25 protein-coding genes are annotated in these 26045 nt (G+C 72.1%); 14 read left to right on the forward strand and 11 right to left on the reverse strand.

The window, feature by feature from the left end; translation table 11 throughout:
• Positions 1-72: 72 nt before the first annotated feature.
• Positions 73-675, reverse strand: coding sequence for a TetR family transcriptional regulator (locus tag OG867_RS28270; RefSeq protein WP_406289563.1), 603 nt, complete (start codon positions 673-675; stop codon positions 73-75).
• A 127-nt stretch (positions 676-802) separates the two neighbouring features.
• On the opposite strand from OG867_RS28270, the gene OG867_RS28275 reads away from it, so the two are divergent.
• Positions 803-1591 (forward strand): maleylpyruvate isomerase family mycothiol-dependent enzyme, encoded by a 789-nt coding sequence (locus OG867_RS28275; protein ID WP_406289565.1) that lies wholly within the window; start codon positions 803-805, stop codon positions 1589-1591.
• Between the two features lie 16 nt (positions 1592-1607).
• On the opposite strand, the gene OG867_RS28280 is transcribed toward OG867_RS28275, so the two are convergent.
• The 4 genes from OG867_RS28280 to chvE all read right to left on the reverse strand — a co-directional run bounded on the left by OG867_RS28280 (position 1608) and on the right by chvE (position 6623).
• On the reverse strand, positions 1608-2585 hold the full coding sequence (locus tag OG867_RS28280; protein ID WP_406289567.1) for a DUF6215 domain-containing protein: 978 nt from the start codon (positions 2583-2585) through the stop codon (positions 1608-1610).
• Positions 2586-2677: 92 nt separating this feature from the next.
• Entirely contained in the window at positions 2678-3925 is a 1248-nt protein-coding gene (mmsB, locus tag OG867_RS28285) for a multiple monosaccharide ABC transporter permease (RefSeq protein WP_406289569.1), read from the reverse strand.
• A complete protein-coding gene (gene mmsA / locus OG867_RS28290; RefSeq protein WP_406291199.1) occupies positions 3922-5469 on the reverse strand; it encodes a multiple monosaccharide ABC transporter ATP-binding protein in 1548 nt (515 codons plus the stop codon). The genes mmsB and mmsA overlap by 4 nt, the downstream gene beginning before the upstream one ends.
• A 44-nt stretch (positions 5470-5513) precedes the next feature.
• A complete protein-coding gene (chvE, locus tag OG867_RS28295) occupies positions 5514-6623 on the reverse strand; it encodes a multiple monosaccharide ABC transporter substrate-binding protein (protein WP_406289571.1) in 1110 nt (369 codons plus the stop codon).
• A gap of 317 nt (positions 6624-6940) precedes the next feature.
• Between chvE and araB the strand changes: the two genes are divergently transcribed.
• The 3 genes from araB to araD all read left to right on the forward strand — a co-directional run bounded on the left by araB (position 6941) and on the right by araD (position 10967).
• Positions 6941-8647, forward strand: a complete 1707-nt coding sequence (gene araB / locus OG867_RS28300) for a ribulokinase (protein WP_406289573.1) — start codon at positions 6941-6943, stop codon at positions 8645-8647.
• A gap of 62 nt (positions 8648-8709) precedes the next feature.
• Complete coding sequence (araA, locus tag OG867_RS28305) at positions 8710-10218, forward strand: L-arabinose isomerase (protein ID WP_328899126.1); 1509 nt, start codon at positions 8710-8712, stop codon at positions 10216-10218.
• A gap of 35 nt (positions 10219-10253) precedes the next feature.
• Positions 10254-10967 (forward strand): L-ribulose-5-phosphate 4-epimerase AraD, encoded by a 714-nt coding sequence (gene araD, locus OG867_RS28310; protein WP_406289577.1) that lies wholly within the window; start codon positions 10254-10256, stop codon positions 10965-10967.
• A gap of 79 nt (positions 10968-11046) precedes the next feature.
• Here the strand turns inward: araD and OG867_RS28315 are convergent, their stop codons facing one another.
• Positions 11047-12087: a LacI family DNA-binding transcriptional regulator gene (locus OG867_RS28315; protein ID WP_406291201.1), complete on the reverse strand. Its 1041-nt coding sequence runs from the start codon at positions 12085-12087 to the stop codon at positions 11047-11049.
• A 378-nt stretch (positions 12088-12465) separates the two neighbouring features.
• On the opposite strand from OG867_RS28315, the gene OG867_RS28320 reads away from it, so the two are divergent.
• The 7 genes from OG867_RS28320 to OG867_RS28350 all read left to right on the forward strand — a co-directional run bounded on the left by OG867_RS28320 (position 12466) and on the right by OG867_RS28350 (position 18525).
• Positions 12466-13317, forward strand: a complete 852-nt coding sequence (locus OG867_RS28320) for a HipA family kinase (protein WP_406289579.1) — start codon at positions 12466-12468, stop codon at positions 13315-13317.
• On the forward strand, positions 13314-13697 hold the full coding sequence (locus OG867_RS28325) for a DUF3037 domain-containing protein (protein ID WP_406289582.1): 384 nt from the start codon (positions 13314-13316) through the stop codon (positions 13695-13697). The genes OG867_RS28320 and OG867_RS28325 overlap by 4 nt, the downstream gene beginning before the upstream one ends.
• A 213-nt stretch (positions 13698-13910) precedes the next feature.
• Positions 13911-14672, forward strand: a complete 762-nt coding sequence (gene fabG / locus OG867_RS28330; RefSeq protein WP_328899122.1) for a 3-oxoacyl-ACP reductase FabG — start codon at positions 13911-13913, stop codon at positions 14670-14672.
• 20 nt (positions 14673-14692) lie between these two features.
• On the forward strand, positions 14693-15448 hold the full coding sequence (locus OG867_RS28335) for an SDR family oxidoreductase (protein WP_328899121.1): 756 nt from the start codon (positions 14693-14695) through the stop codon (positions 15446-15448).
• A 117-nt stretch (positions 15449-15565) separates the two neighbouring features.
• Positions 15566-17158: an ABC transporter substrate-binding protein gene (locus tag OG867_RS28340; RefSeq protein ID WP_406289585.1), complete on the forward strand. Its 1593-nt coding sequence runs from the start codon at positions 15566-15568 to the stop codon at positions 17156-17158.
• A gap of 103 nt (positions 17159-17261) precedes the next feature.
• The gene (locus OG867_RS28345) at positions 17262-17945 is read left to right on the forward strand and encodes a uracil-DNA glycosylase (protein ID WP_406289588.1); all 684 of its coding nucleotides are present in this window, start codon (positions 17262-17264) and stop codon (positions 17943-17945) included.
• A 94-nt stretch (positions 17946-18039) separates the two neighbouring features.
• Positions 18040-18525: a hypothetical protein gene (locus tag OG867_RS28350; RefSeq protein WP_406289590.1), complete on the forward strand. Its 486-nt coding sequence runs from the start codon at positions 18040-18042 to the stop codon at positions 18523-18525.
• A gap of 25 nt (positions 18526-18550) precedes the next feature.
• On the opposite strand, the gene OG867_RS28355 is transcribed toward OG867_RS28350, so the two are convergent.
• On the reverse strand, positions 18551-19012 hold the full coding sequence (locus OG867_RS28355) for a hypothetical protein (protein WP_406289593.1): 462 nt from the start codon (positions 19010-19012) through the stop codon (positions 18551-18553).
• 101 nt (positions 19013-19113) lie between these two features.
• Complete coding sequence (locus OG867_RS28360; RefSeq protein WP_406289595.1) at positions 19114-19701, reverse strand: TetR/AcrR family transcriptional regulator; 588 nt, start codon at positions 19699-19701, stop codon at positions 19114-19116.
• A 93-nt stretch (positions 19702-19794) separates the two neighbouring features.
• Between OG867_RS28360 and OG867_RS28365 the strand changes: the two genes are divergently transcribed.
• Positions 19795-21009, forward strand: a complete 1215-nt coding sequence (locus OG867_RS28365) for an FAD-dependent monooxygenase (RefSeq protein ID WP_406289597.1) — start codon at positions 19795-19797, stop codon at positions 21007-21009.
• Between the two features lie 19 nt (positions 21010-21028).
• On the forward strand, positions 21029-21928 hold the full coding sequence (locus tag OG867_RS28370; protein ID WP_406289599.1) for a Gfo/Idh/MocA family protein: 900 nt from the start codon (positions 21029-21031) through the stop codon (positions 21926-21928).
• Here OG867_RS28370 and lnt read toward each other — a convergent pair.
• The gene (lnt, locus tag OG867_RS28375) at positions 21925-23496 is read right to left on the reverse strand and encodes an apolipoprotein N-acyltransferase (protein ID WP_406289602.1); all 1572 of its coding nucleotides are present in this window, start codon (positions 23494-23496) and stop codon (positions 21925-21927) included. The genes OG867_RS28370 and lnt overlap by 4 nt on opposite strands.
• Before the next feature lie 92 nt (positions 23497-23588).
• Positions 23589-24458, reverse strand: a complete 870-nt coding sequence (locus tag OG867_RS28380; RefSeq protein ID WP_406289604.1) for a universal stress protein — start codon at positions 24456-24458, stop codon at positions 23589-23591.
• Positions 24459-24611: 153 nt separating this feature from the next.
• On the opposite strand from OG867_RS28380, the gene OG867_RS28385 reads away from it, so the two are divergent.
• Positions 24612-24992, forward strand: a complete 381-nt coding sequence (locus OG867_RS28385; protein ID WP_406289606.1) for a hypothetical protein — start codon at positions 24612-24614, stop codon at positions 24990-24992.
• 46 nt (positions 24993-25038) lie between these two features.
• Here the strand turns inward: OG867_RS28385 and OG867_RS28390 are convergent, their stop codons facing one another.
• On the reverse strand, positions 25039-25911 hold the full coding sequence (locus tag OG867_RS28390; RefSeq protein ID WP_406289608.1) for an undecaprenyl-diphosphate phosphatase: 873 nt from the start codon (positions 25909-25911) through the stop codon (positions 25039-25041).
• Between the last annotated feature and the right edge of the window lie 134 nt (positions 25912-26045).

A 26045-nucleotide genomic window follows, 5' to 3' on the forward strand; every position in this document is an offset into this window, starting at 1 on the left:
GACGTTCCTCATTCTCTGGTGACTGGCTCCGCGCCCAGTGGTGCGGGCGCGGAGGGTGGTGCGGTGGGCGGCTCAGCCCTTCAGGCCGGCGGCCAGCGAGGCGAACGCCTCGCGGTACAGGCTCTGGAAGGTACGGGTACGGCCCGTGGCCACCCAGACCTCGACGGCGGCCCGCACGGCGGCGACGGCCACGTGCGCGAGGAGCCGGGGATACAGGTCGGTCTCGGGGTCCTGGCCGAGGCGTTCGGCGACGACGGCGACCATGGCGGTCTCGTCGGCGCCCCGGGCGGCCAGGAAGTTGGGGAGCAGGGCCGGGCTCTTCCTCAGCACCTCCAGCTGGAGCTCCCAGCGCTCGTGGTCCTCCTCGATGGAGGCGAGCTCCTGGGCGATGGCCTCGCTGAGGGCGTCGAGCGCGGTGAGGTGCTCGGGGGCGTTGAGCACGGCCCGGCGGGTCCGCTCGGCGGTCTCCTGGACGGGGCGCGTGATCGCGTCCTCCAGGCACGGGAAGTAGTTGAAGAACGTGCGCACGGAGACCCCGACGGCGTCCGTGACCGCTTCCACGGTCACCTGCTCGAAGCCGCGGTCCGCGGCCATGCGCAGGGCCGCGCCCGCCAGGGCGTCACGCGTGGCGCGCTTCTTGCGTTCACGCAGCCCCAGGGGCGGGTCGTCGCTCATGAAGGTGCATGCTATGCAATTTTGCAGGCTGGGCAAAATTTTAACCGGGGGGTACGGGGCGTACAGGTGGCGGCGCGGGCGCGTAAATCGGTGTCCGGTGAGTGGATCTTGGTGATAGGCAGTCCCGGTGACCACACCCCATGACTTCACCGGCCTGCTGCGGCTCATCGATGAGCGGTCCGCGGCCTTCCGCGCCGCGATAGCCTCCGCGCCCGGCTTCGACGCGCTCGTGCCGGGCTGCCCCGGCTGGAATCTGTACGACCTCGCCCAGCACCTGGGCGGCGGTGACCGCTACTGGGCCGACATCGTCAAGGCGGGCCCCGCCGCCGCCCCGCCCGCCGAGGCTCTGGCCGCGCGCGCCGCCCTCGTCGCGCCGCGCGATCCGGAAGCGCTGGTGGCCTGGCTCGCCGAGTCCACGGGACTGCTGCTCGACACCCTCCGGGACGCGGGTCCGGAGCGCGGCTGCTGGACCTGGTGGCCGGCGGCCCGGACGCCCTCGAACGCCTGGGGCGTCGCCCGCCACCGGGTGCAGGAGAGCGCGGTGCACACCTACGACGCCCAGTGCGCCCTGGGCGCGCCGGAGCCGCTGCCGGAGGAGGTGGCGCTCGACGGTGTCGAGGAGTTCCTGTTCACCTGCGTCGCGACGCCGAGCCCCTGGCCGCACGCGCCGGCCGCCTTCGACTTCCACGCCTCCGAGGGCCGCTCCTGGCGCCTCGTGGTCGACGCCGACGGCGCCCGCTCCGACCGCGTCCCCGCGCCCACCGCCGAGGGCACCGGCACGGCCGGGGTGGCTGCCCGGGGCCCGGCCGGTGACCTGGTCCTCTATCTGTACGACCGGATCCCGGTGGAGGCCCTGCGGATCGACGGGGACGGGAAGCTGTTCGACCTGCTCCGGGACTGGGAGCCGGAGGCGTAGGGGCCGGCGCCTCGGCTCAGCCGGGCTGTCCGGGGAGCGTCGGGAGGATCTTCTCCACGATGCCGAGGATGACGTCGTCCTCCGGCAGGACCGCCCCGGACTTGCTCCACACCGTGAAGTCGAAGGTGCCGCCCGGGTCCTTGCGGTCGAGGGCCACGGTCAGCGTCCTCGCCAGGGGGCCCTCCGTGGCGGTGCTGCTGGATCCCTCGCCCCCGATGCGGAACTGCATGAGGTGGTCCGAGGTGAAGACCGCGGGCCGGCCGAGGACCTTGTCCTGCTTGTGGTCCAGGGTCTGGGGCGCCAGCACCTTCGCGTACAGGGCGATCGTCATGTGGTTGTACGTGGCCGAGAACTCCACGGTGTACGTGTCGAACTGGACCCGGGCCTCCGGCTCGGCGACCTTGTCGGCGGTCAGCGACGCGGTGCCGCTGTTGCCGTACGCCACCAGCGGCGTTTCACCGGGGGTGCCGAGGAGGTCCGCCAGGTCGGAGCGGTTGAGCGCCTTGCACAGGTCGTCGCCGGTCACCGCCCCCGGCGTCAGGCCGTACGCCTTCGGCAGCTTCTTCCCGGCGGCGTGGTCCGAGCAGGTGGCGGGCTTCCGGGAGGTGGCGGTGGCGTCCCCCGTGACGCGGGGAGCCAGCCACACCGCGCCCACGAGGGCCCCGACCAGGGCCAGGGCCACGAAGACCTGCGCCGCGGCGTTGGGCTCCTTCTTCTGCGGCGCCGGAGCCGGGGCCGGCGCAAGGCCGGCCGGCGGTCCCGTCTGCGCCGCCGGGGCGGCCGCCACCGTGCTCCGGCGGGCGCGCCAGGCGTGGCGCACCGTATGGATGCGGAACGCGGTGACGGCGAGGAGCGCCACGCCGCCACCGGCCATGAGCCAGTAGGACTCGTACACGGCGCGGACCGTGATGCCCACGCCGAAGAGGGAGCCGCCCAGGATGAGCAGGGGTTCGCGTACCCAGAAGGGCAGAACGCGGAGTATGAGACCGAGCATCCGGTGATCTCAGCAGAGCGTGATCATCTGCGCAATCGACTTCCGGGAATGGCTGGTGCCGCGGACCGGCGGCACCAGCCATTCCCCGCGGGTCAGGCGCCCGCCCTCCGCTTGTTCCACACGTCGAAGCCGACCGCCGCGAGCAGCACCAGGCCCTTGATGACCTGCTGCCAGTCGGTGCCGACCCCCACCAGGTTCATCCCGTTGTTGAGCACACCGAGGACCAGGCCGCCGATGATGGCGCCCAGCACGGTGCCCACCCCGCCGCTCATCGACGCGCCGCCGATGAACGCGGCGGCGATGGCCTCCAGTTCGAAGTTCACCCCCGCCTTCGGCGAGGCCGCGTTGAAGCGCGCCGCGAAGACGAGCCCGGCCAGCGCCGCGAGCATCCCCATGTTGAGGAAGACCGCGAAGGTCACCTTGCGGTCCTTGACCCCGGACAGCTTCGCGGCGGGCAGGTTGCCGCCGATCGCGTACACATGGCGGCCGATGACCGCGTTGCGCATCACGTAACCGAAGCCGACCAGCAGCGCGGCCAGGATCAGCAGCACCACCGGCGCGCCCTTGTAGCTCGCCAGCAGCAGGGTCGTGACCAGCACGGCGGCGACCAGCGCCGTCACCTTCAGGGCGAACAGGCCCACCGGCAGGGTCTCCAGCGTGAACTCGCGCTGCCGCCGGCGGTCCCGCAGCTCCTGGAACACCACGTACGCCGCAAGACCCAGGCCCAGCAGCAGGGTGATGTTGTGGTAGTTCGTCTCCGGTCCCACCTCGGGCAGGAAGCCGTTGGCGACCCGCTGCATGCCCTCCGGGAACGGGCCGAGCGTCTGGCCCTTGAGGAAGATCTCCGTCAGCCCCCGGAACAGCAGCATGCCCGCGAGCGTCACGATGAACGACGGGATACCGACGTACGCGATGAAGAAGCCCTGGAGCGCTCCCGCGACGGCCCCGAGCAGCAGGGTGAGGATCACGGCGACCGGCCAGGCCACATGGTGCTCGACCATGAGCACCGCCCCGACACCTCCGACCAGCGCCATCAGGGAACCCACCGACAGGTCGATGTGCCCCGAGATGATGACGATCATCATGCCGATGGCCAGGATCAGGATGTAGCTGTTCTGGAGCACCAGATTGGAGACGTTGCGCGGCAGCAGCAGGTCGCCTCCCGTCCAGATCTGGAACAGGAGCACGATCAGACCGAGCGCGAAGAGCATGCCGTACTGGCGCATGTTCCGCCGCACGCCGTCCAGGAGGATCCGGACGACCGGGACTCCCGCCGGCGGTGACCCGCCCTGGCCCGGGGGCGGGGTGGCCTTCATGTGGGTGCTGACGTCGGTGCTCATGCCTGGTGTCCTTCGGGTGGTACGGGGGTGGTGTCCTGGGTCATGTGCCGCATCAGCACTTCCTGGGTGGCGTCCGCGCGGGCGACCTCGCCGGTCAGCCGGCCGGCGGCCATGGTGTACACGCGGTCGCACATGCCGAGCAGTTCGGGCAGCTCGGAGGAGATGAAGAGGACCGCCTTGCCCTCGGCGGCGAGCCGGTCGATCACCGTGTAGATCTCGAACTTGGCGCCCACGTCCACACCGCGCGTGGGCTCGTCCAGGACGAGGACGTCCGGACCGGTGAGGATCCACTTGCTGAGGACGACCTTCTGCTGGTTGCCGCCGGAGAGCCGGCCGACCGGTTCGAGGACGTTCGGCGTCTTGATGTTCATGCTCCGCCGGTACCGCTCGGCCACCTTGCGCTCCTCGTGGCCGTCCACCACACCGCGCCGGGCGAGGGTGCCCAGTGAGGCCAGCGAGATGTTGCGGCCCACCGAGTCCCCGAGGTCGAGACCGTAGTGCTTGCGGTCCTCGGTGACGTACGCGATGCCGTGGGCGACCGCCTCGGGCACCGTACGGGTACGCACCTCGCGGCCGTCCCTGAGGACGGAGCCCCGTTCGTAATGCCCGTACGAGCGGCCGAAGACGCTCATCGCGAGCTCGGTCCGGCCGGCGCCCATCAGCCCGGCGATGCCCACGATCTCGCCGCGCCGGACCTGGAGCGAGACCCCGTCGACCACCTTGCGGGTGCGGTCGAGCGGATGGCGCACCGTCCAGTCCCGGACCTCCAGGGCGGGCCGGGCGTCGGTCTCGCCGGTGTACGGGGTGCGGTCGGGGAAGCGGCTGTCGAGGTCCCGGCCCACCATGCCGCGGATGATGCGTTCCTCGGTGGTGGCCGGGTCGTTGACGTCCAGGGTCTCGATGGACCGCCCGTCGCGCAGGATGGTGACCGAGTCGGCGATCCGGGCGATCTCGTTCAGCTTGTGCGAGATGATGATCGAGGTGATGCCCTGGTCCTTCAGCTCCCGCATCAGCCGCAGCAGCTTCGCGCTGTCCTCGTCGTTGAGCGCGGCGGTGGGCTCGTCCAGGATCAGCAGCCGGACGTCCTTCGCCAGCGCCTTCGCGATCTCCACCAACTGCTGCTTGCCGACACCGATATCGGCGACCCGGGTCTCCGGATGGTCGTCCAGGCCGACCCGCTTGAGCAGCGCGGACGCCCGGCGCAGCGACTCGCGCCAGTCGATGATCCCGCGCCGGGCCGGTTCGTTGCCCAGGAAGACGTTCTCGGCGATCGACAGGTGCGGGACGAGCGCCAGTTCCTGGTGGATGATGACGATCCCGCGCTGCTCGCTGGCCCGGATGTCCTTGAAGCGGCACGGTTCGCCGTCGAAGAGGATCTCGCCCTCGTACGAGCCGTGCGGGTGGACGCCGGAGAGCACCTTCATGAGCGTCGACTTGCCGGCACCGTTCTCCCCGCACAGGGCGTGCACCTCGCCGCGCCGCACGGACAGGGTCACCTCGGAGAGCGCCCGGACACCGGGGAACGTCTTGACGATGGACCGCATGTCGAGGACCGCGCCGGGCGCGGCGGGGGAATCGGGCGCGGCGGTCACCCGAGGTCCTCGGCGTCGATGTAGCCGGAGTCGACCAGGACCTTCCGGTAGTTCGACTTGTCGACGCTGACCGGGTCGAGCAGGAAGGCGGGCACGACCTTCTTGCCGTTGTTGTAGGTCGATTCGTCGTTGACCTCGGGCTTCTTGCCGTTGAGGACCGCGGTCACCATGTCCGCCGCGACCTGGGCCAGGGCGCGGGTGTCCTTGTAGACGGTCTGGGTCTGCTGGCCCGCGATGATCGACTTCACGGAGGCGAGCTCCGCGTCCTGACCGGTGACGACCGGGAGCGGCTTGGCCTTGCTCCCGTAGTCGTCGGACTTCAGGGCCGACAGGATGCCGATGGAGATGCCGTCGTACGGGGAGAGCACGGCGTCCACGTGTGCGGTGGAGTACGCGGAGGTCAGCAGGTCGTCCATGCGCTTCTGCGCGGTGCCGCCGTCCCAGCGCAGCGTGGTGACCTGGTTGAGCCGGGTCTGCTTGGAGCGCACGACCAGCTGCTTCTTGTCGAAGTAGGGCTTCAGCACCTTCATGGCGCCGTCGAAGAAGTACTTGGTGTTGTTGTCGTCGTTGGACCCGGCGAACAGCTCGATGTTGAACGGGCCCTTCTTCGCGCCGTCCTTCAGCCCGAGCTTGTCGACGATGTACGTGGCCTGGAGCTCGCCGACCTTCTCGTTGTCGAAGGAGGCGTAGTAGTCGACGTGCGGGGAGCCCAGGATGAGCCGGTCGTACGAGATCACGGGGATGTCGGCGTCCGCGGCCTGCTGGAGGACGTTGGACAGGGCCTCGCCGTTGATGGCGGCCACGACCAGCGCGTCCACGCCCTGCGTGATCATGTTCTCGATCTGGGCGACCTGCTGGTCGGGGTCGTCCTCCCCGTACTGGAGCGTGGTCGCGAATCCGGCCTTCTTCAGGCTCGTGGTCATGTTCTTGCCGTCGGCGATCCACCGCTCGGAGGACTTGGTGGGCATGGCGATGCCGATGGTGAGGTCCTTCTTGTCCTTCCCCTCCTGGCTGCCCCCCTCACTGTTCTGTCCGCAGGCGGTGAGGAGCAGGGCGCAACCGGTGGTCACCGCCACGAGGGCGGACGCGGCTCGGAAGTTCTTCATGGGCATTACCTGACAATCCCGTCGTGGCGGCGGCCTTGGTGGAGCTCGATTGTTAGCGCTCGCATCAACGCCGTGCAAGGGGCCTCGACGTCTTTTCTTACGCCGGCGCACGGCCGTAACCGGAGGAAACGGAGGTAATGGTGGCGCATCCCGCAGGTTCGACCTGTTGATCGCGCTACGCGCGGAGTCGGGTGTCGTCGCCGGGCCGGCCGGGAACGACGAAAGTGCACGCAACCCTTGCCCTCACAGATTGTTAGCGCTAACAATCAATGGGGGCCGTTGTCGCCCCGCTCACCCCTGACGAGAGAGACCGCATCGTGACGCCACACGCCTCTTCCGGCCCCGTCGAACGTCACCACCCCGACGCCTGCACGGTCGGGGTGGACTTCGGCACCCTGTCCGGGCGCGCCGTGGTGGTCAGGGTCCGCGACGGCGCCGAACTCGGCTCGGCGGTCCACGACTACCGCCACGCCGTCATCGAGGACCGCCTCCCGCTCACCGGCGCACCGCTGCCCCCCGACTGGGCGTTGCAGCACCCCGAGGACTGGCTCGACGTACTCCGCACCGCGGTCCCGGCGGCGGTCGAGGCCGCCGGGGTCGACCCCGCCCGCGTCATCGGCATCGCCACCGACTTCACCGCCTGCACGGTCCTGCCGGCCACCGCGGCGGGCGTCCCGCTCGCCCTGCTCCCCGAATGGTCCGACCGCCCGCACGCCTGGCCGAAGCTGTGGAAGCACCACGCCGCGCAGGAGCAGGCCGACCGCATCAACGCCCTCGCGCATGCCCGGGGCGAGACGTGGATCAGCCGGTACGGGGGCCGGATCTCCTCCGAGTGGCAGTTCGCCAAGGCCCTCCAGGTGCTGGAGGAGGACCCCGCGGTCTACGCCGCCTGCGCGCGCTGGATCGAGGCGGCCGACTGGATCGTCTGGCAGCTCACCGGCACCGAATCACGTAACACCTGCACCGCCGGCTACAAGGGCATCCACCAGGACGGGGCCTACCCTTCGCCCGCCTTCCTCGGCCAACTCCACCCGGACTTCGCGGACTTCCCCGCCACCCGCCTCGACCACCCGCTCGCGCCCCTGGGCTCCCGCGTCGGCGGGCTGAGCGGCCACGCCGCCGGGTGGACCGGCCTGCCCGAGGGCATCGCCGTGGCCGCGGGCAACGTCGACGCGCATGTGGCGGCCCCCGCCGCCGGAGCCGTCGAGAACGGGCGGCTGCTCGCCATCATGGGCACCTCCACCTGCCACGTACTCAACGGTGCCACCCTCGCCGACGTCCCCGGCATCTGCGGGGTGGTCGAGGGCGGCATCGTGGCGGGCGCCTACGGCTACGAGGCCGGCCAGAGCGCGGTCGGCGACATCTTCGCCTGGTGGCTCCGGCAAGGCGTACCGGACGACTACCGCACCGAGGCCAGGGACGCCGGCGAGGACCTGCACCAGCTCCTGACCCGCAAGGCCGCCGGGCAGCCGGTCGGGGCGCACGGCCTGGTCGCCCTGGACTGGATGAACGGCAACCGCTCCACCCTGGTCGACCACCACCTCTCCGGGGTCGTCGCGGGGCTCACCCTCGACACCCGCCCCGAGGACGTCTACCTCGCCCTCCTCGAATCCACCGCGTACGGAACCCGGGTGATCGTGGAGGCGTTCGAGGCCGGCGGAATTCCCGTCGAGGAGTTCATCGTCACCGGCGGCCTCAGGAAGAACGCCCTCCTCATGCAGATCCACGCCGACGTCCTGCGCCGCCCCGTCTCCCTCGGCACCTCCGAGCAGGGGCCCGCCCTCGGCTCCGCCATCCACGCCGCCGTCGCCGCGGGCGCCCACCCGGACGTCCGGACCGCCGCCGCCGCGATGGGGAGCGTCCAGCGGCACGCGTACACCCCGGACCCCGGGCGGGCGGACGCCTACGACGCGCTGTTCCGGGAATACCGCGCCCTGCACGACCACTTCGGCACCGGAGCCGACCTCCTCCTGCACCGCCTGCGCCGCATCCGCAACGCCGCGCGCACCACCACCACGGGCTGACCGGCGCAACACCCCTCAGGCCCGGACCTCTCTTCCCCGCACAACCGAGGAGCACACCCGACATGACGCCCGCCCAGCCCGACCGCGAGATCTGGTTTCTCACCGGCAGCCAGGCCCTCTACGGCGACGAGACCCTGGCCCAGGTCGCCGACCAGTCACGCGTCATCCGCGACACCCTCGCGGACCAGCCGCAGATGACGGTGCGCGTGGTCTGGAAGCCCGTCCTCACCGACGCGGCCGCCATCCGCAGGGTCTGCCTCGACGCGAACGCCGACGACCGGTGCATCGGCCTCATCGCCTGGATGCACACCTTCTCCCCGGCCAAGATGTGGATCGCCGGCCTCGACGCGCTCAGCAAACCGCTGCTCCACCTGCACACCCAGGCCAACCGCCAACTGCCCTGGTCCACCATCGACATGGACTTCATGAACCTGAACCAGGCCGCCCACGGCGACCGCGAGTTCGGCTTCGTGCAGACCCGCCTCGGCGTCCCCCGCAAGACCGTCGCCGGCCATGTCACCACCCCCGAGGTGGTCGACCGCATCGCCGGCTGGGCGCGCGCCGCCGTGGGCCGCGCCGAACTCGCCGGCCTCAAGCTCGCCCGGTTCGGCGACAACATGCGCGACGTCGCCGTCACCGAGGGCGACAAGGTCGAGGCCCAGCTGCGGTTCGGCGTCTCGGTCAACACCTACGGCGTCAACGACCTGGTCACCGCCGTCGACGCCGCCGACGAGGACACCGTCACCGCGCTCGTCAAGGAGTACCAGGACCTCTACGCCCTCGCCCCCGAGCTGCGGCCGGGCGGCGAGCGCCACGACTCCCTGCGCTACGCCGCCCGCATCGAGGCCGGACTGCGCGCCTTCCTCACCGAGGGCGGGTTCCGCGCCTTCACCACGAACTTCGAGGACCTGGGCGGCCTGCGGCAGCTGCCGGGGCTCGCCGTCCAGCGCCTGATGGCCGACGGCTACGGCTTCGGCGGGGAGGGCGACTGGAAGACCTCCGTCCTGCTGCGCACGCTCAAGGCCATGGCGCACGGGCTGCCCGGCGGCACGTCGTTCATGGAGGACTACACCTACGACCTCACGCCCGGCCAGGAGCTCATCCTCGGCGCCCACATGCTGGAGGTCTGCCCCTCGCTCACCACGGCGACCCCCAGCTGCGAGATCCACCCGCTCTCCATCGGCGGCCGGGAGGACCCGGTCCGGCTGGTCTTCGACGCGGCCCCGGGCCCCGCCGTGGTCGTCGGGCTCGCGGACATGGGCGACCGCTTCCGGCTCGTCGCCAACCACATCGACGTCGTCACCCCGCCGGAGCCGCTGCCCGCACTGCCGGTCGCCCGCGCCGTGTGGCGGCCCAGCCCCGATCTGCGTACCTCCACCGAGGCGTGGCTGACGGCCGGGGCGCCGCACCACACCGTCCTCACCACCGCACTCGGCGGCGAGGAGCTGGAGGACCTCGCCGAGATGCTGCGCACCGAACTCGCCGTCATCGACCGGGACACCACCATCCGGCGCTTCACCCGCGAACTGCGCTGGAACCAGGCGTACCACCGGCTGGCCCAGAGCCTGTGACCGCCGCCGACACCTCCACCAGGACGGAGCCCTCCGTGGCCGGGACCGTATCGAACGAGCTGCGCCGAGAAGTGCTCGAAGCCAACCTCCGCATCCCCCGGGCCGGGCTCGCCACCCTCACCTGGGGCAACGTGAGCGGGGTCGACCGGGAGGCCGGCGTCTTCGTCATCAAGCCGTCCGGGGTCTCCTACGACGCGCTGGGAGCCGACGACCTCGTCGTCGTCGCGCTGGCCGACGGGAGCGTCGTGGAGGGCCGGCTGCGCCCGTCCACCGACACCGAGACGCACCGCAGCCTCTACCTGGCCTTCCCCTCGATCGGCGGGGTGACCCACACCCACTCCACCCACGCGGTCGCCTTCGCCCAGGCCAGGCGCCCGATCCCGGTGCTCGGCACCACTCACGCCGACACCTTCAACGGGCCCGTCCCGGTCACCGCCGCACTCACACCCGAGCAGTGCGCCAAGGATTACGAGTACAACACCGGGCAGGTCATCGTGGACCTCCTGGCGGGCGACGACACCCGGGCGGGGGAGGTGCCCGGCGCCCTGGTCGCCCATCACGGCCCGTTCACCTGGGGCGCCGACGCCACCACGTCCCTGGAGCACGCCATCATCTGCGAGGCGGTCGCGGAGATGGCCCTGCACACCATCGCCCTGGGCGCGGTGGAACCCCCGCAGCACCTGCTGGACCGCCATTTCACCCGTAAACACGGCCCGGACGCCTACTACGGCAACCCCGGAGCCGTGTGACGCCACCGCACGACACACCGGCCCGGGCCCCGCACACCGTGTGCGGGGCCCGGATCGTCGTCGGCGCCGGTGGACCGGATCAGCGGCCGGCGGGCGGCCGCACGCTCTCCCGGCGGACGAGCTCCGGGGTGATGACGGGCTGCGCGCTCTTCGTCTCGGCACCGTTGATCAGCCCGAGCAGGAGGTCGAGCGTCGTGGTGGCGACCGCGCCGAAGTCCTGGCGCACGGTGGTCAGCGGCGGCGAGTAGAACGCCGACTCGGGCACATCGTCGAACCCGACGATGCTCACCTGCTCCGGGACCGCACGCCCCCGCTCGGTCATGGCGCGCAGGGCGCCGAGGGCCTGATGGTCGTTGGCCGCGAACACCGCGGTGACCTCCGGCATCCGGGCCAGCATCTGCCCCGCCCGGTACCCGGAGGCGGCGGACCAGTCGCCCGTACTGACCGGGGGCACCTCCGCCCCGGCCTCCTGGAGCGCCCGGCGCCACCCGCGGATGCGGCCCGCCGCGTCGAACCAGTCCGGCGGGCCCGAGATGTGCCACACGGTCTCGTGGCCCGCCTCCAGCAGGTGCTTCGTGGCCTCGTACGCGCCCTGCTCCTGGTCGACGGCCACCATCGGCGCGCCGCGCTCGGGGTCGCCGTCGATGGTGACCAGGGGGACCTCGGCGGGCACCCCGGCCAGCGCGGCGTCGGCCGAGGCGGTGGGCGCGATGACCACGATCCCGGCCACGCGCTCGTCGCGGTGGTGCTCGACGGCCGCGGTGATCGAGGACTGCCCGAGCTCGGGCACCCGGTGCACGCTCACCGCGAAGCCCTGGCGGGCGGCGGCGATCTCGAACGCGGCCAGGAGCGAGGAGGGTCCGTACAGCGTGGAGTTCTGCGCGATCACGCCGATCAGCCGCGAGCGGCCCGTCACCAGGGCGCGCGCCGCGCGGTTGGGCCGGTACCCCAGCTCCTTCACCGCCGCGAGCACCCTCAGCCGGGTCTGCTCACGGACGTTGGGGTGGTTGTTGAGTACCCGGGACACCGTCTGATGCGATACGCCCGCGAGCCGGGCGACATCGGTCATCGCCGGTTCCCGCACCACCGGACTCGTCACCGTGGCGTCCTCCACACCCATCTCCTCCTGACGGTGACCGCCCCGCCCCGGCCGCCGGCCGCGGGTGATCCGCATTGAACGTTCAATCTACGCCCCGGCCAAGGTACGGCCCCCGCCGTGCGGGCTTCGCCCGTGGCCCCGATCGATGGGGGAGGGCCGCAAGGCCGGCACGTGGCTGACCGGAACGCGCAGGGCGTGTCCGCGAAGTCCCGTCGTACGCCCGGAGGGCGGGCGAGGAACGCGCGATGCCGGGGCGACGGCATCCTCGACACCACGACGCTCGCGACCCGCCTCCCCGTCACCACGTACCGCGAGGGAGTCACCGTGACCCTGGGGGAGCTGCCCCGGTGGCACGGGAGCAGGCGAAACCTCCGGCCGGGCAGTGGGTAGCCTGGCGAAATGCTGACAGAGGTAACAGCGACCCGCTATGTCACACCCTTGCGTGAGGGCGGCTCGCTCCCCGGGATCGTCGAGGCCGACGACCTCGGCACGTACGTCATGAAGTTCACCGGAGCCGGGCAGGGCCGCAAGACGCTCGTCGCGGAAGTGATCTGCGGGCAGCTCGGGCGGCGGCTCGGGCTGCGGGTGCCCGAGCTCGTGCAGATCCAGCTCGATCCGGTCATCGGGCTCGCCGAGCCCGACCAGGAGGTGCAGGAGCTGCTGAAGGCCAGCGGCGGCCTGAACCTCGGGATGGACTTCCTGCCCGGCTCGCTCGGCTTCGACGCGCTCGCCTACGAGGTCGACCCGCGCGAGGCCGGGCGGGTCGTCTGGTTCGACGCGCTGATCAACAACGTCGACCGGTCCTGGCGCAACCCCAACATGCTCGTCTGGCACGGTGACCTCTGGCTCATCGACCACGGCGCCACCATGATCTGGCACCACAACTGGCCCGGTGTCCAGGCATCCGTCGCCAAGCCGTACAACGCCTCCGACCACGCCCTCGCCCCCTTCGGCCCCGACATCGCGTCGGCCGCCGCCGCGCTCGCCCCGCTGGTGACGCCCGGGCTGCTCGCCGAGGTGGCGGCCGACGTCCCCGACGAGTGGCTGGTGGACGAGCCGGGCTTCGGCTCGACCGACGAGCTGCGGCAGGCGTACGTGGACGCGCTGGCCGCCCGCGCGGCCACCATCCACGAGCGCATCGTCCTGGACGCGCCCACCCCCGACAAGCCGTCCCAGGCCCCGGGCTGGATCACCGAACGGCTCGCCCCGCGCGGCCACGCCACCGACGGCGAGAAGGGCGGCCGGGCATGAGCGGGCGCGATGTCTTCGAGTACGCGCTGCTGCGCGTCGTCCCCCGCGTCCAGCGCGGGGAGTGCTTCAACGCCGGGGTGGTGGTCTACTGCCGCGCCAAGGGCTTCGTGGCCGCCCGCACCGAGCTGGACGAGAACAAGCTGAAGGCGCTCGACCCCGGCGCCGACGTGACCGGGGTCCGGGCCGCGCTGCACGCCGTCGAGGGCATCTGCCGCGGCGGTACGGACGCGGGCCAGGCCGCCGGCGACGACGAGGGCAGGCGCTTCCGCTGGCTGATCGCGCCGCGCTCCACCGTCGTACAGCCCGGGCCCGTGCACAGCGGCCTCACCGCCGATCCCGAGGCCGAGCTGGAGCGGCTGCTCGACCTGCTGGTGCGCTGACTCCAGCCCCCGGCCGCCGTCCGCGCCCGCGTGCCGGCGGCCCGGCGGAGTGTGACATGCGCCGCTGCGCCCGTGGCCCGTTGACACCGGGTGCCAGGGCTTCTAGCGTCTCGTCTGCTGAAGGTACTAAGCGGTTGCTCAGTCATCGGGCGGTTTCCCTCCGGAGCCCCCGACGTCCGCTGAGCCGCTATCCAAGGGCGAGGAGAGCCAAGCATGTCGACCAGCGAGCAGCGCGTAGCCATCGTGACGGGAGCGGCCCGGGGCATCGGTGCGGCCACCGCGGTACGTCTGGCGGCCGAGGGCCGCGCCGTCGCCGTACTCGACCTCGACGAGGCGGCCTGCAAGGACACCGTCGAGAAGATCACGGCCGCCGGGGGCAAGGCCCTCGCCGTCGGCTGCGACGTGTCGGACAGCGCCCAGGTGGAGGCCGCCGTCGCGCGGGTCGCCGCCGAGCTCGGCGCCCCGACGATCCTCGTCAACAACGCGGGCGTGCTCCGCGACAACCTGCTCTTCAAGATGAGCGAGTCCGACTGGGACACCGTGATGAACGTGCACCTCAAGGGCGCGTTCCTGATGGCGAAGGCCGTCCAGAAGCACATGGTGGACGCCAAGTTCGGCCGTATCGTGTCGCTGTCCTCCTCCTCGGCGCTCGGCAACCGAGGCCAGGCCAACTACGCGGCGGTCAAGGCCGGTCTCCAGGGCTTCACGAAGACCCTCGCCAAGGAGCTCGGCAAGTTCGGCATCACCGCCAACGCCGTCGCGCCCGGCTTCATCGTCACCGAGATGACCGCGCAGACCGCGGCCCGCGTCGGCATGGGCTTCGAGGAGTTCCAGGCGGCCGCCGCCACCCAGATCCCGGTCCAGCGCGTCGGCTTCCCCGACGACATCGCCAACGCCATCGCCTTCTTCACTGGCGACGCCGCCGGCTTCGTCTCCGGCCAGGTCATGTACGTGGCCGGCGGACCGCTCAACTGACCCGAAGGGCTGCGGACATCATGACTGTGCAGGACAGCGGAAAGGTCGCGCTGATCACCGGCGCGAGCCGGGGCATCGGCTACGGCATCGCGCAGGCCCTCGTGGAGCGCGGCGACCGGGTGTGCATCACCGGGCGCAACGAGGACGCCCTCAAGGAGGCCGTCGAGACGCTCGGCGCCGACCGGGTCATCGGCGTCGCCGGCAAGGCGCACGACGAGGCGCACCAGGCGGTGGCCGTCGCGCGCACCATGGAGGCGTTCGGCCGGGTCGACTTCCTGGTCAACAACGCCGGCACCAACCCGGTCTTCGGGCCGATCGCGGAACTCGACCTGAACGTCGCCCGCAAGGTCTTCGAGACCAACGTGGTCTCGGCGCTCGGCTTCGCCCAGCAGACCTGGAAGGCGTGGCAGAAGGAGAACGGCGGGGCGATCGTCAACATCGCCTCGGTCGCCGGTGTCTCCGCCTCGCCCTTCATCGGCGCGTACGGCATGAGCAAGGCGGCCATGGTCAACCTGACCCTCCAGCTGGCACACGAGTTCGCGCCGGTGGTCCGGGTCAACACGATCGCTCCGGCGGTCGTCAAGACCCGCTTCGCCCAGGCGCTGTACGAGGGCCGCGAGGAGGAGGCGGCGGCCGCCTACCCTCTCGGCAGGCTCGGCGTGCCGGAGGACATCGGCGGCGCGGCCGCCTTCCTCACCTCCGCCCAGTCCGCGTGGATCACGGGGCAGACCCTGGTGGTGGACGGCGGCATTTTCCTGAATGCCGGAGTCGGCTGATCCTGCCTGGGCCGATATGGCCACGATTGCCTCAAGTGCCCCGTCGGGCCAGCGGATTGACCCGGCGGGGCGCTGCGGTATGGTCTGCCGACCCATGGCTGATCGAGGAGCGTGCACGTGTTCTACCGGGCCAGTCTGCAAGCCGCTGCAGCCCTTGCGTCCCTGTCCTTGCTGGCCGGCTGCGGGCTGTTGCCCGGCAGCGGCTCGGAGGTGGACCAGAAGCTCGCCGTCGGGACGACCAGTGAGCCTTCGACCCTGGACCCGGCGGCGGCGTGGGACGGCTCCTGGGAGCTGATGCGGAACGTGTTCCAGACCCTGGTGAGCTTCCCCACCGGCAGTACGAAGCCCGAGCCGGACGCGGCCGAGGAGTGCAGGTTCACCGATCGCACCAGCACTGCCTACCGGTGCACGCTCCGCAAGGGGCTGGAGTTCTCCAACGGTGACAAGCTGGACGCGGCGGCCGTGAAGTACTCGATCGACCGGATCTCGGAGATCGGCGTCAAGGGCGGACCCGTCGGCATGCTCGGCTCCCTCGACCGGGTCGAGACCAAGGGCGACGACGTCGTCATCTTCAACCTGAAGAAGCCCGACGCCACCTTCCCCTTCGTGCTGGCCACCCCGGCCATGTCCCTGGTCGCGCCGAGCGCGTACGCGAAGCACAAGATCCGCGACGACGGCAAGGTCACCGGCTCCGGCCCCTACCTGCTGGACTCCTACGAGCAGGGCGACCGCTCCGAACTGGTGAAGAACCCCGACTACAAGGGGTTCGCCGACCGCAAGAACGACGCCGTGACCATCCGGTACTTCAAGGACTCCGGCGCCATGGTGAAGGCGCTCCGGAAGAACGAGATCGACGCCACCTACCGCGGCCTGTCCGCCGAGGACGTCGTCAGCATCGAGGACAGCAAGAGCAACAGCAACGGGGAGGGCGGCGACCTCCAGATCGTGGAGTCCACCGGCGCCGACATCCGCTTCCTGGTCTTCAACCCGGACGACCCCGCCGCCGGGAAACCGGCCGTCCGGCGGGCGATAGCCCAGCTGGTCGACCGGGACGCGCTCGTCGCCAAGGTCTACCGGGGCACGGCCGAACCGCTGTACTCGATGGTCCCGAAGGGCGTCGCCACGCACACCACCACCTTCTTCGACACCTTCGGCAACCCCAGTAAGGACAAGGCCCGCAAGATCCTGGCCGACGCGCACATCACCACGCCCGTCCCCATGACCTTCTGGTACACCACCGACCGCTACGGCTCCTCGACCGAGCCCGAGTTCGATGAACTGAAGCGCCAGCTGGAGGCGTCCGGACTCTTCCGCATCACCCTGAAGCACCGCCCGTGGAAGACCTTCCAGGAGGGCTTCACCAAGGGCGAGTACCCGGTCTTCGGCCGAGGCTGGTTCCCGGACTTCCCGGACCCGGACAACTTCATCGCCCCCTTCGTGGGCAAGAACAGCGTCACGGGCATGCCGTACGCGCAGGACGAGATCACCAAGCAGCTGCTGCCCCAGTCCCGCAAGCAGAGCGACCGGGGCGCGGTCGGCCAGCAGTTCGAGCGGGCCCAGAAGATCCTGGTGGACGACGTGCGGCTGCTGCCGCTGTGGCAGGGCAAGCTGTACGTGGCGGCAGGCGAGGACATCGGCGGCGGCGAGCGCGCCCTGGACCCGCAGACCGTCATGCAGATGTGGGAGCTGTACCGCAAGGCCAGTTGGTAGCACCGCGCGCGGGCGGGCCCCGGTGGCCCGCCCGGACCGCGTTGTCAGTGGGGGCCGGTAGGTTCTGGGAGCAAGAACGGATTGCTTACCGGAGGTTGTTCACGTGACCGACACCGACCTGCTGCCCGAGTCCTGGCGCGGCGTCCTCGGCGAAGAGCTGCAGAAGCCGTACTTCAAGGAGCTCACCGAGTTCGTGGAGGAGGAGCGCTCCGCCGGACCGGTCTACCCGCCCCGGGAGCAGGTGTTCGCGGCCCTGGAAGCGACCCCGTACGACCAGGTGAAGGTCCTGGTCCTCGGCCAGGACCCCTACCACGGCGAGGGCCAGGGCCACGGCCTGTGCTTCTCGGTGCGGCCCGGTGTGAAGACCCCGCCCTCGCTGCGCAACATCTACAAGGAGATGCAGGAGGAGCTGGGCCTGCCCGTCCCGGACAACGGCTATCTGATGCCGTGGGCCGAGCAGGGCGTCCTGCTGCTCAACGCCGTGCTCACCGTCCGCGCGGGCGAGGCCAACTCGCACAAGGGCAAGGGCTGGGAGAAGGTCACCGACGCCGTCATCCGGGCCGTCGCCGCCCGCCCCGACCCGGCGGTCTTCGTCCTCTGGGGCAACCACGCGCAGAAGAAGCTCCCCCTGATCGACACCGAGCGCCATGTGGTGGTGAAGGGCGCCCACCCCTCGCCGCTGTCGGCGAAGAAGTTCTTCGGCTCCCGCCCGTTCACCCGGATAAACGAGGCCGTCGCCCAGCAGGGCCACCAGCCCATCGACTGGCGCATCCCCGACCTGGGCTGAGCCGCCCCCGAGCCTCCACGCGTCCGCCCGTCCCGGCGGCTAGCGTCGGGAGCCGGACCGCCCGTTTCGGGCGGACGGGCGCGAGGAGGCCGTGGTGACGGAGCAGCGGGAGGCGTCGGAGGACGTCTTCATGACCAGGATCGGCCAGGCGGTCATGCTGCTGCACGGAGGCGACCGGGAGGAGGCCCGCAACCGCTTCACCGTGCTCTGGTCCGAGATCGGCGACGAGGGCGACGCCCTGCACCGGTGCACCCTGGCGCACTACATGGCCGATACGCAGGACGACCCGGCCGACGAACTGGCCTGGGACCTGCGCGCGCTGACCGCCGCCCGGGCCCTGGCCGACGAAGGGGCGGCCGGAGACCGGGCCGCGCTGGCGATGCGCGCCTTCTACCCGTTGCTGCACCTCAACCTCGCCGCGGACTACATGAAGCTCCAGCGCCCGGGCGCCGCCCGGGACCACCTGGAGCGGGCCCGGGCGGCCTCGGCGGTGCTGGCCGACGACAGCACGGACGACGGTTACGGGGGCGGCGTCCGGGCGGCGATCGGCCGGCTGGAACGGCGGCTGCGCGAGTGGTGACCGGCGCGTTCCGGCCGCCGCCCCGTCAGCGCCCGTAGGTGCGGTCGCAGATCCGGGACTGCGTGCTGCCCGCCGGCCAGTGGCCGTAGCCCCTGCCGAGATCGCACACCCCGGACCCGTCGCCGGGCGCGGGCAGGACGGGTGCGGGAGGGGGCGGGGCGATCCGGCGTGGCAGCGGCAGGTCCGGGGCGGGCGCGGGCCGCTGCGGCAGCGCGAGGCGCGGTTCGCCCAGGGGCGCGGCCGGGCGCCCCGGCGACGGCCTGTGCACGGCGGACGGCGAGGCCGCGCGGGACGGCTTCGCCTTCGGTACGGCCTCCAGCGTGTCGTGGACCGGCGGTCCGGCGGTCTGCGGGGCCAGGTCGTGGACCGGGCGGCCGGCCCCGGGGCGCGGCGGCGCGGCCGGGTGCGGCTGGACGGACACGCATCCGGACAGGGCCGCGACCGCGAGGCAGGCCAGGAGTTTCACGGCGGTTCTCGTTCGTTGCACGTGATCAACTCTGCGGGGCCGGAGGCCGGTCCATGCCTCCGTCGTGCCGGATCCGCCCGCACGAGTGACACCGGTCAGCACGGCGCCGCCGCGACGGCGCGTCAGGGCCCCAGCATTCCGCGCAGCAGCTCGCCGAAGCCGGTGCGCAGCTCCGCCTCGCTCGGTACGGAGCGGTGGTAGGAGCCGGCCGCGCACGAGAACATCAGCCCCTCGCACCAGGCCACCAGGGACAGCGTGTGCCGTTCCGGTTCCGGCGACCCGGCCGCGGTCATCAGCGCCACGAGGGGCGCGCGGAACTGCATGCCCGCGGCGTCGAAGAACTCCCGAAGCTCGGGGCGGCGGGTGGCCTCCAGTGCCAGTTCGTACCGGCAGACCAGCAGCTCCGGGTGGTGCGTCAGATAGCGGTGCAGCGCCCGGGCCAGCCCCGCGACCAGCTCGCCGGTGTCCGTGCCCGCCCCGAGTCCGCCGGGTGCGAGGACCCGTCCCTCGCGCTCCGCCAGCCGTCGCACCGCCGCCTCCAGGAGGGCTTGCCGGGTCCGGGCGTGGTTCGACGTCGAGCCCTGGGGCAGTCCGGCCCGCTCGTCCACCGCCCGGTGCGTCAGCCCCCGCATGCCGCGCTCCGCGAGGAGGGCGAGCGCGGCGTCGGCGATCAGTCCGGCCCGGTCGGAGCCGGTGGGGCGTGCGGTCATGGGATCAATCTACCGTCGCAACTACAGCTGTAGTACGTTGGATGGCGTCACTACAGATGTAGTTACCGCGTGTCTCGGACCGGAGGAAGAGCCATGGACATGCCCCGTGCGGTCATCATCGGCAGCGGGATCGGCGGGCTCACCGCCGCGCTCGCCCTGCACCGGTCCGGCTGGCAGGTCACCGTGCTGGAACGCGCCCGCTCCCTGGAGCCCGTCGGCGCCGGCATCGGCCTCGCCCCCAACGCCCACCGCGCGCTCGACGTCGTCGGGCTCGGCGACGAGATCAGGTCCCTGGCCGCCTGGCAGGGCGAGGGCGGGATGCGCGCGCCGTCCGGCCGCTGGCTCGCGCGCACCGACGCCTCCGCGGCGGCCCAGCGCTTCGGCGGCCCGCTCGTCCTCGTGCACCGCTCCGTCCTCATCGACCGCATCGCCGCCCGGCTCCCCGCGCACGCCATCCGCACCGGCTGCCCGGCCCGCCTGGCCGACCCCGGCACCGCGGGCGGCGCCCCCGCCGTCGTCGGTACGCCGACGGGGACGATCGAGGCCGAACTCGTCGTCGGCGCCGACGGCATCCACTCCGGTGTACGGAGCGCCCTCTTCCCGGACGCCCCCGGCCCCTCCTACGCGGGCTTCACCACCTGGCGCGTCGTCGTCCCGGCCCCGGACCGCCCCTTCCCGCCGCACGAGACCTGGGGACGCGGCGCGCTGTGGGGCACCCAGCCGCTCAAGGACGGCAGGATCTACGCCTACGCGGCGGCGACCGCCCCTGCCGGGGCCCGGGCGGCCGACGACGAGAAGGCCGAACTCCTGCGCCGTTTCGGCGACTGGCACGACCCGGTCCCCGGGATCATCGCCGCCACCGCACCGGAGGAGATCCTCCGCAACGACGTGTACCGCATGGCGGACCCGCTCCCCGCCTTCCACCGGGGCCGCACCGCGCTGCTCGGGGACTCCGCCCACGCCATGGCCCCCACCCTCGGCCAGGGCGGCAACCAGGCCATCGAGGACGGCATCGTCCTCGCCCACCACGTGGCCCCCGGCCGGGACCTGGGCGCCGGCCTCGCCGCGTACACCGCCGACCGGCTGCCGCGTACCTCCGCTGTCGTCCGCAAGGCCGACCGGGTCTCCCGGCTCATGAGCCTGACCAGCACACCGGCCGTCGCCGCACGCGACTTCCTGATGTCCACCGTTTCGCGGCTCGGCCCCGGGCTCGTCCTGCGCACCTTCGACGGGATCGCCGACTGGCGGCCCCCGGGCGCCACGTATGCTGCCGGGACGACGAAGGAGGCGCCCGGCAGACGGCGCTGACCAGCGAGAGGATCACCCTGTGAAGGTCGGCTGCATCGGGCTCGGGGACATCGCGCGGAAGGCGTACCTGCCGGTGCTCGGCGCCCTGCCGGGCATCGAACTCCACCTCCAGACCCGCACCCCGGCCACCCTGGCCGAGGTCGCCGCCGCCCACCGCGTCCCGGCGGACCGGTGCCACCAGGACCTGGACTCGCTGCTCGCCCAGGGGCTCGACGCCGCGTTCGTGCACGCCTCGACCGCCGCCCACCCCGAGATCGCGGGCCGGCTGCTCGACGCGGGCATCCCCACGTACGTCGACAAGCCGCTCGCGTACACGCTGGAGGAGTCCACCCGGCTGGTGGAGCTCGCCGAGGCGCGCTCCACGGCCCTCACCGTCGGCTTCAACCGCCGGCTGGCCCCGGGCTACGCCCAGTGCGCGGAGCACCCGCGCGAGCTGATCCTCCTGCAGAAGAACCGGGTCGGGCTCCCCGAGAAGCCCCGGACCATGGTGTTCGACGACTTCATCCACGTCGTGGACACCCTGCGCTTCCTGGTACCCGGCCCCGTCGAGCGCACCGTGGTGAGCGGCCGGCTCGTGGACGGTCTGCTGCACCACGTGGTGCTCCAGCTCTCCGGCGACGGCTTCACCGCGATCGGCGCGATGAACCGGCTCAGCGGCTCGACCGAGGAGCGGCTCGAAGTGTCCGGCCAGGACTCCAAGCGCGAGGTGCACAACCTCGCGGAGGTCATCGACCACAAGGGCCAGCCGAGCGTGCGCCGGCGCGGCGACTGGGTCCCGGTGGCCCGTCAGCGCGGCATCGAGCAGGCCGTGCTGGCCTTCCTGGACGCCGTCCGCGAGGGCCGACAGCTGAGCGCCCGGGACGCCCTGGAGACCCACGAACTGTGCGAACGCGTCCTCAGGGAACTCGACACGCCCTAAACGGTTCGCGCCGCCGCCCGCGTACGCCTCCGGGCCCGCGCCCCCCGTACGCCCTCCGCCGCGCAGAAGACGGCCAGCACTCCCAGCGCCCCGTACACCGGCCAGTCGCCCAGGCGGACGTACAGCGTCGTGCCCCGGGCCAGCGGGACGCCGAACACGGCGGTGCCGCTGGTGTCCGTGCCGAGGCGGGGACCGACGGGCTCACCCCCGGGGCCGTACACCGCGCTCACGCCCGTGAGGGTGGCGTGCACCATCGGGCGCCCGCTCTCCGCAGCCCGCAGCGCGCCCAGCGAGGCGTGCTGGCCCGGTGCCCAGCCGTGCTGGAAGGACGAGGTGGAGGACTGGGCGACCAGAAGCCCCGCCCCGTCCCGGACCAGACGCCGGCTCATGTCCGGGAACGCGGACTCGAAGCAGACCAGCGGGCCGAGGCGCAGTCCGTCCGCGCCGGGCACCCGCATCGTGACCGGGCCCGTGCCGCGCAGCCGGTCCTCGCCCGCCGCCCGGCCCATCGAGGTCGCCCAGCCGAGCGCCGACCGGGCCGGGATGTACTCGCCGAACGGCACGAGCCGCATCTTGTCGTACCGGTCCCCGGTGAGACCCCGGGGCCCGACCAGCACAGCGCTCTTGAAGATCCCGGTGCGCCCCGCCGCGTCGGTCTGCCGGGCGTCCACGTTCACCAGGACGTACGCGCCCACCGACCGCGACAGCGCCGCCAGCCGGGCCGCGATCTCCGGCCGCCGGACCGGATCGACGCCGACGCTGCTCTCGCCCCACACCACCAGGTCGACGCCCTTGCCGGCGAGCGACCGCGTCAGCTCCTCGCTGAGGTCGAACCTGCGCTGAATGCTCCCCGGCCCCTCCACGATCCCCGGCTGCATGACGGCCACCCTGGCCGTGCCCGTCCGCTCGGGCTGCGGCGCCCACATCCAGGCCGCCCCGGCCACCAGCGCCCCCACCAGGAGCGACACGGCGGCGACGGCCCGGGCGGCGGAGTGCACCAGCAGTACGGTCACCGCCGTGTTGACGGCCACCACCAGCAGGCTCACCAGCCACACCCCGCCCACCGAGGCCAGCCGGAGCGCCGGTTCCACCTGCCACTGGCTCGCCCCCAGCAGCCCCCACGGGCCGCCCAGCGCCTCCCAGGACCGCACCAGCTCGATCATCAGCCAGCCGCACGGCACCACGACCACCGCCGCGACCGCCGCCCACCCGCCCACCGGACCCCGCAGCAGCCGGTGCACCAGCAGCCCCCACGGTGCCCACAGCAGACCGAGCAGCGCCGCGAGGATCACGATGAACACATGCAGGCTGGGCATCAGCCAGTGGTGCACGGCGATCATGTAACCCGTGCCGCCCAGCCACGCGTCGCGCGCCGCCCCGCGCCCCGTCCCGGCGGACCGGACCAGCAACAGCAGCGGGACCAGGCAGACATAGGCGAACCACCACAGCGAGGGCGCGGGGAAGGCCAGAGCCGGCAGCGCACCGGCCACCAGCGCTGCGGCCACGCGCCCCGGAGTCCGGTCCAGCCCCCGTGCGCCCCGCTCGCGCCACCCGGCCCACGACCCCATGCCCCGCCTCCTCGCCCCACCCTCCGGCAGGTCCGTCCGCATCCGATCCCGGTCTTCTTCCCCAGTGTGGACCGGTGGACGCGGCCCGGCTCTCAGCAGGGGACGACGGCCACCGGGCCCATCGCGTGCGTGAGGGTCGTGTGCGCCACCGGCGACAGCCCGAGGCCCAGCGACTCCCCGCCCCGCCGTCGCCCGATGACGGTCAGCGAGGCCGTCGCGGACGCGGTGACCAGGGTGCGTGTCGCGGAACCGTTGACCGGCTCCTTCATGACCTCGACCTGCGGATACCGGGCACGCCGGCCGGCGGTGAGTTCGGCCAGTGACCGCTCGGCCGCGTCCGCCGCCGCGTCCCGGTCGAAGACCGGCCCGCCCGACAGCACGGACGAGAACATCGTCCAGCCGTGCACGATGCGCAGCCGGGCGCCCGGGTGTGCCGCCGCCGTCTCGAAGGCGAAGTCCAGCACCCCTTCGCTGCTCTCGTCGGCGGCCACCCCGGCGACGATGTCCGGGAAGACCGCGCCCGCTTCCTCACCGGCCGGCTCCTCGTCGTCCCGGCCGCCGTGCACGATCACCACGGGGCACTTCGCCATGGACGCCGTCGCCAGGCTGTTGGACCCCAGCATCAGGGACCGGAACCCGCCGAGCCCCCGCGAGCCGAGCACCAGCAGCGAGGCGTCCCGGCTCAGCGAGACCAGCGCCGCCGACGGGAAGTCGAGCGGTGCGAGCGTCGTGGGCCGCAGCCCGGGAGCGACCCGCGCCACCCGGCGCACGGCCGACGCCAGCAGCTCGCCCGCCTCCCGCTCCTGCGCCTCCTGGTCGGTGCGCCGGGCCAGCTGCCGGACGTGCACGATGAGCAGCGGCCAGTCCCGTACGACCGCCTCACGGGCCGCCCAGTCCAGCGCGTCGAAGCTGTGCGAGGAGCCGTCGAGCGCCGCGATCACGGGAAGTCCGGTGCCGCTCATGGGTTCCTCTCCGCCGGTCCTGACCTGCTTCGTACGCTAAGGCGGCGCGGGCGCCGGTGCCGAGGTGGAGGCGGCCGTCCGGGCCCCGGCACGGTGTGGCCCCGCGCGTCGTTTGTCCCTCTGGGCCGGTCCGGCTGCGCCTATGCTCGCGGTATGGAGCAGAGCGAAGTGGTGAAGCGTGTGGTCGGCATCCTCACCGAGGCGGGGGAGATGCGCCGGCTGCTGGAGGAGAACCCGGACCGCGACGACGCCGACACCGACTCGACCGTGGTGACCGCCCTACTCAACGAGACCATGCCCCGGATCGCCATCCCCGAGGACGCCACGGTCGAGGACGTGGTCGTGGTCGTCGGACGCGAGGTCGGGGGAGCGGTGGAACAGCTCGTCGGGGCGTTCACCCTGGCGTTCGCCATGCTGGCCCAGATCCACGACTCCGGGCAGACGGACGTCACCTCGGCGGACGTGCTCCAGGACCTCGCCCTGCGCGCCGAGCAGTTCGGCGCCGAGGGCCCCGGCGACGACACGGAGACCTGACGCGGCGCGGCCCCCGGCCGAGGCCGGGGGCCGCGTACTACGGAGGTCAGCCCGCCGACTCACCCGCGTGCGGGCTCAGCGCATCGGCGCCGACGAGGATGAAGAGCAGCACGCCCAGGACGATCCGGTAGATCACGAACGGCATGAAGCTCTTCGTCGTGATGAACTTCATGAACCACGCGATGACCGCGTACCCCACCCCGAACGCGATGACCGTCGCGAAGATCGTCGGGCCCCAGGACACGTGCCCCTCGCCCGCGTCCTTCAGCTCGAAGACGCCCGAGGCGAGGACCGCCGGGACCGCCAGCAGGAACGAGTAACGTGCCGCCGCCTCCCGTGTGTAGCCCATCAGCAGACCGCCGCTGATCGTGGCGCCGGACCGCGAGACGCCGGGGACAAGAGCCAACGCCTGGCAGCAGCCGTAGATGAGGCCGTCCTTCACGCCCAGTTCACGCAGGGTCTTGCGCTGCTTGCCGGCCCGGTGCCTGCCGCCCTTCTCGTCGCGGGCGGCCATCCGGTCCGCGACACCCAGCACGATGCCCATCACGATCAGGGTGGTGGCGATCAGCCGCAGATCGCGGAACGGGCCCTCGATCTGGTCCTGGAACGCCAGGCCGAGCACACCGATCGGGAGGGAGCCGATGATGACCAGCCAGCCCATCTTGGCGTCGTGGTCGCCGCGCATCGAACGGTCCGTCAGCGACCTGAACCACGCCGAGACGATCCGCGCGATGTCCTTGCGGAAGTAGATGAGGACCGCGGCCTCCGTGCCGATCTGGGTGATCGCGGTGAAGGCCGCGCCCGGGTCCTGCCAGTCGGCGAACGCCGCGGTGAGCCGCAGATGCGCGCTGGAGGAGATCGGCAGGAACTCGGTCAGTCCCTGGACGAGGCCGAGGACGAACGATTCGAACCAGCTCATGGGGCTTGGGCCATCCCGGGGTACTCGTGCACCGGCCGCCGGCGTCGGGCGCAGGCGTCGGGCGGTTTGCGGTCACGCGAGGACAGGGCCCGGCCGGGCCCTGTCTCGTCTGTCGGTCGCGGGCAGCGTATCGC

The sequence above is a fragment of the Streptomyces sp. NBC_00209 genome, assembly GCF_045206345.1.
Taxonomy (GTDB): domain Bacteria; phylum Actinomycetota; class Actinomycetes; order Streptomycetales; family Streptomycetaceae; genus Streptomyces.

Coding starts and splice junctions, on each gene's coding strand:
- mmsB (WP_406289569.1), bottom strand. CDS start 3,925: ATGAGCACCGACGTCAGCACCCACATGAAGGCCACCCCGCCCCCGGGC.
- OG867_RS28320 (WP_406289579.1), top strand. CDS start 12,466: ATGCTGACAGAGGTAACAGCGACCCGCTATGTCACACCCTTGCGTGAG.
- OG867_RS28360 (WP_406289595.1), bottom strand. CDS start 19,701: ATGACCGCACGCCCCACCGGCTCCGACCGGGCCGGACTGATCGCCGAC.
- OG867_RS28280 (WP_406289567.1), bottom strand. CDS start 2,585: ATGCTCGGTCTCATACTCCGCGTTCTGCCCTTCTGGGTACGCGAACCC.
- OG867_RS28390 (WP_406289608.1), bottom strand. CDS start 25,911: ATGAGCTGGTTCGAATCGTTCGTCCTCGGCCTCGTCCAGGGACTGACC.
- OG867_RS28325 (WP_406289582.1), top strand. CDS start 13,314: ATGAGCGGGCGCGATGTCTTCGAGTACGCGCTGCTGCGCGTCGTCCCC.
- OG867_RS28335 (WP_328899121.1), top strand. CDS start 14,693: ATGACTGTGCAGGACAGCGGAAAGGTCGCGCTGATCACCGGCGCGAGC.
- araA (WP_328899126.1), top strand. CDS start 8,710: ATGACGCCCGCCCAGCCCGACCGCGAGATCTGGTTTCTCACCGGCAGC.
- OG867_RS28315 (WP_406291201.1), bottom strand. CDS start 12,087: ATGGGTGTGGAGGACGCCACGGTGACGAGTCCGGTGGTGCGGGAACCG.
- OG867_RS28270 (WP_406289563.1), bottom strand. CDS start 675: ATGAGCGACGACCCGCCCCTGGGGCTGCGTGAACGCAAGAAGCGCGCC.
- lnt (WP_406289602.1), bottom strand. CDS start 23,496: ATGGGGTCGTGGGCCGGGTGGCGCGAGCGGGGCGCACGGGGGCTGGAC.
- fabG (WP_328899122.1), top strand. CDS start 13,911: ATGTCGACCAGCGAGCAGCGCGTAGCCATCGTGACGGGAGCGGCCCGG.
- chvE (WP_406289571.1), bottom strand. CDS start 6,623: ATGAAGAACTTCCGAGCCGCGTCCGCCCTCGTGGCGGTGACCACCGGT.
- mmsA (WP_406291199.1), bottom strand. CDS start 5,469: ATGCGGTCCATCGTCAAGACGTTCCCCGGTGTCCGGGCGCTCTCCGAG.
- OG867_RS28365 (WP_406289597.1), top strand. CDS start 19,795: ATGGACATGCCCCGTGCGGTCATCATCGGCAGCGGGATCGGCGGGCTC.
- OG867_RS28380 (WP_406289604.1), bottom strand. CDS start 24,458: ATGAGCGGCACCGGACTTCCCGTGATCGCGGCGCTCGACGGCTCCTCG.
- OG867_RS28385 (WP_406289606.1), top strand. CDS start 24,612: ATGGAGCAGAGCGAAGTGGTGAAGCGTGTGGTCGGCATCCTCACCGAG.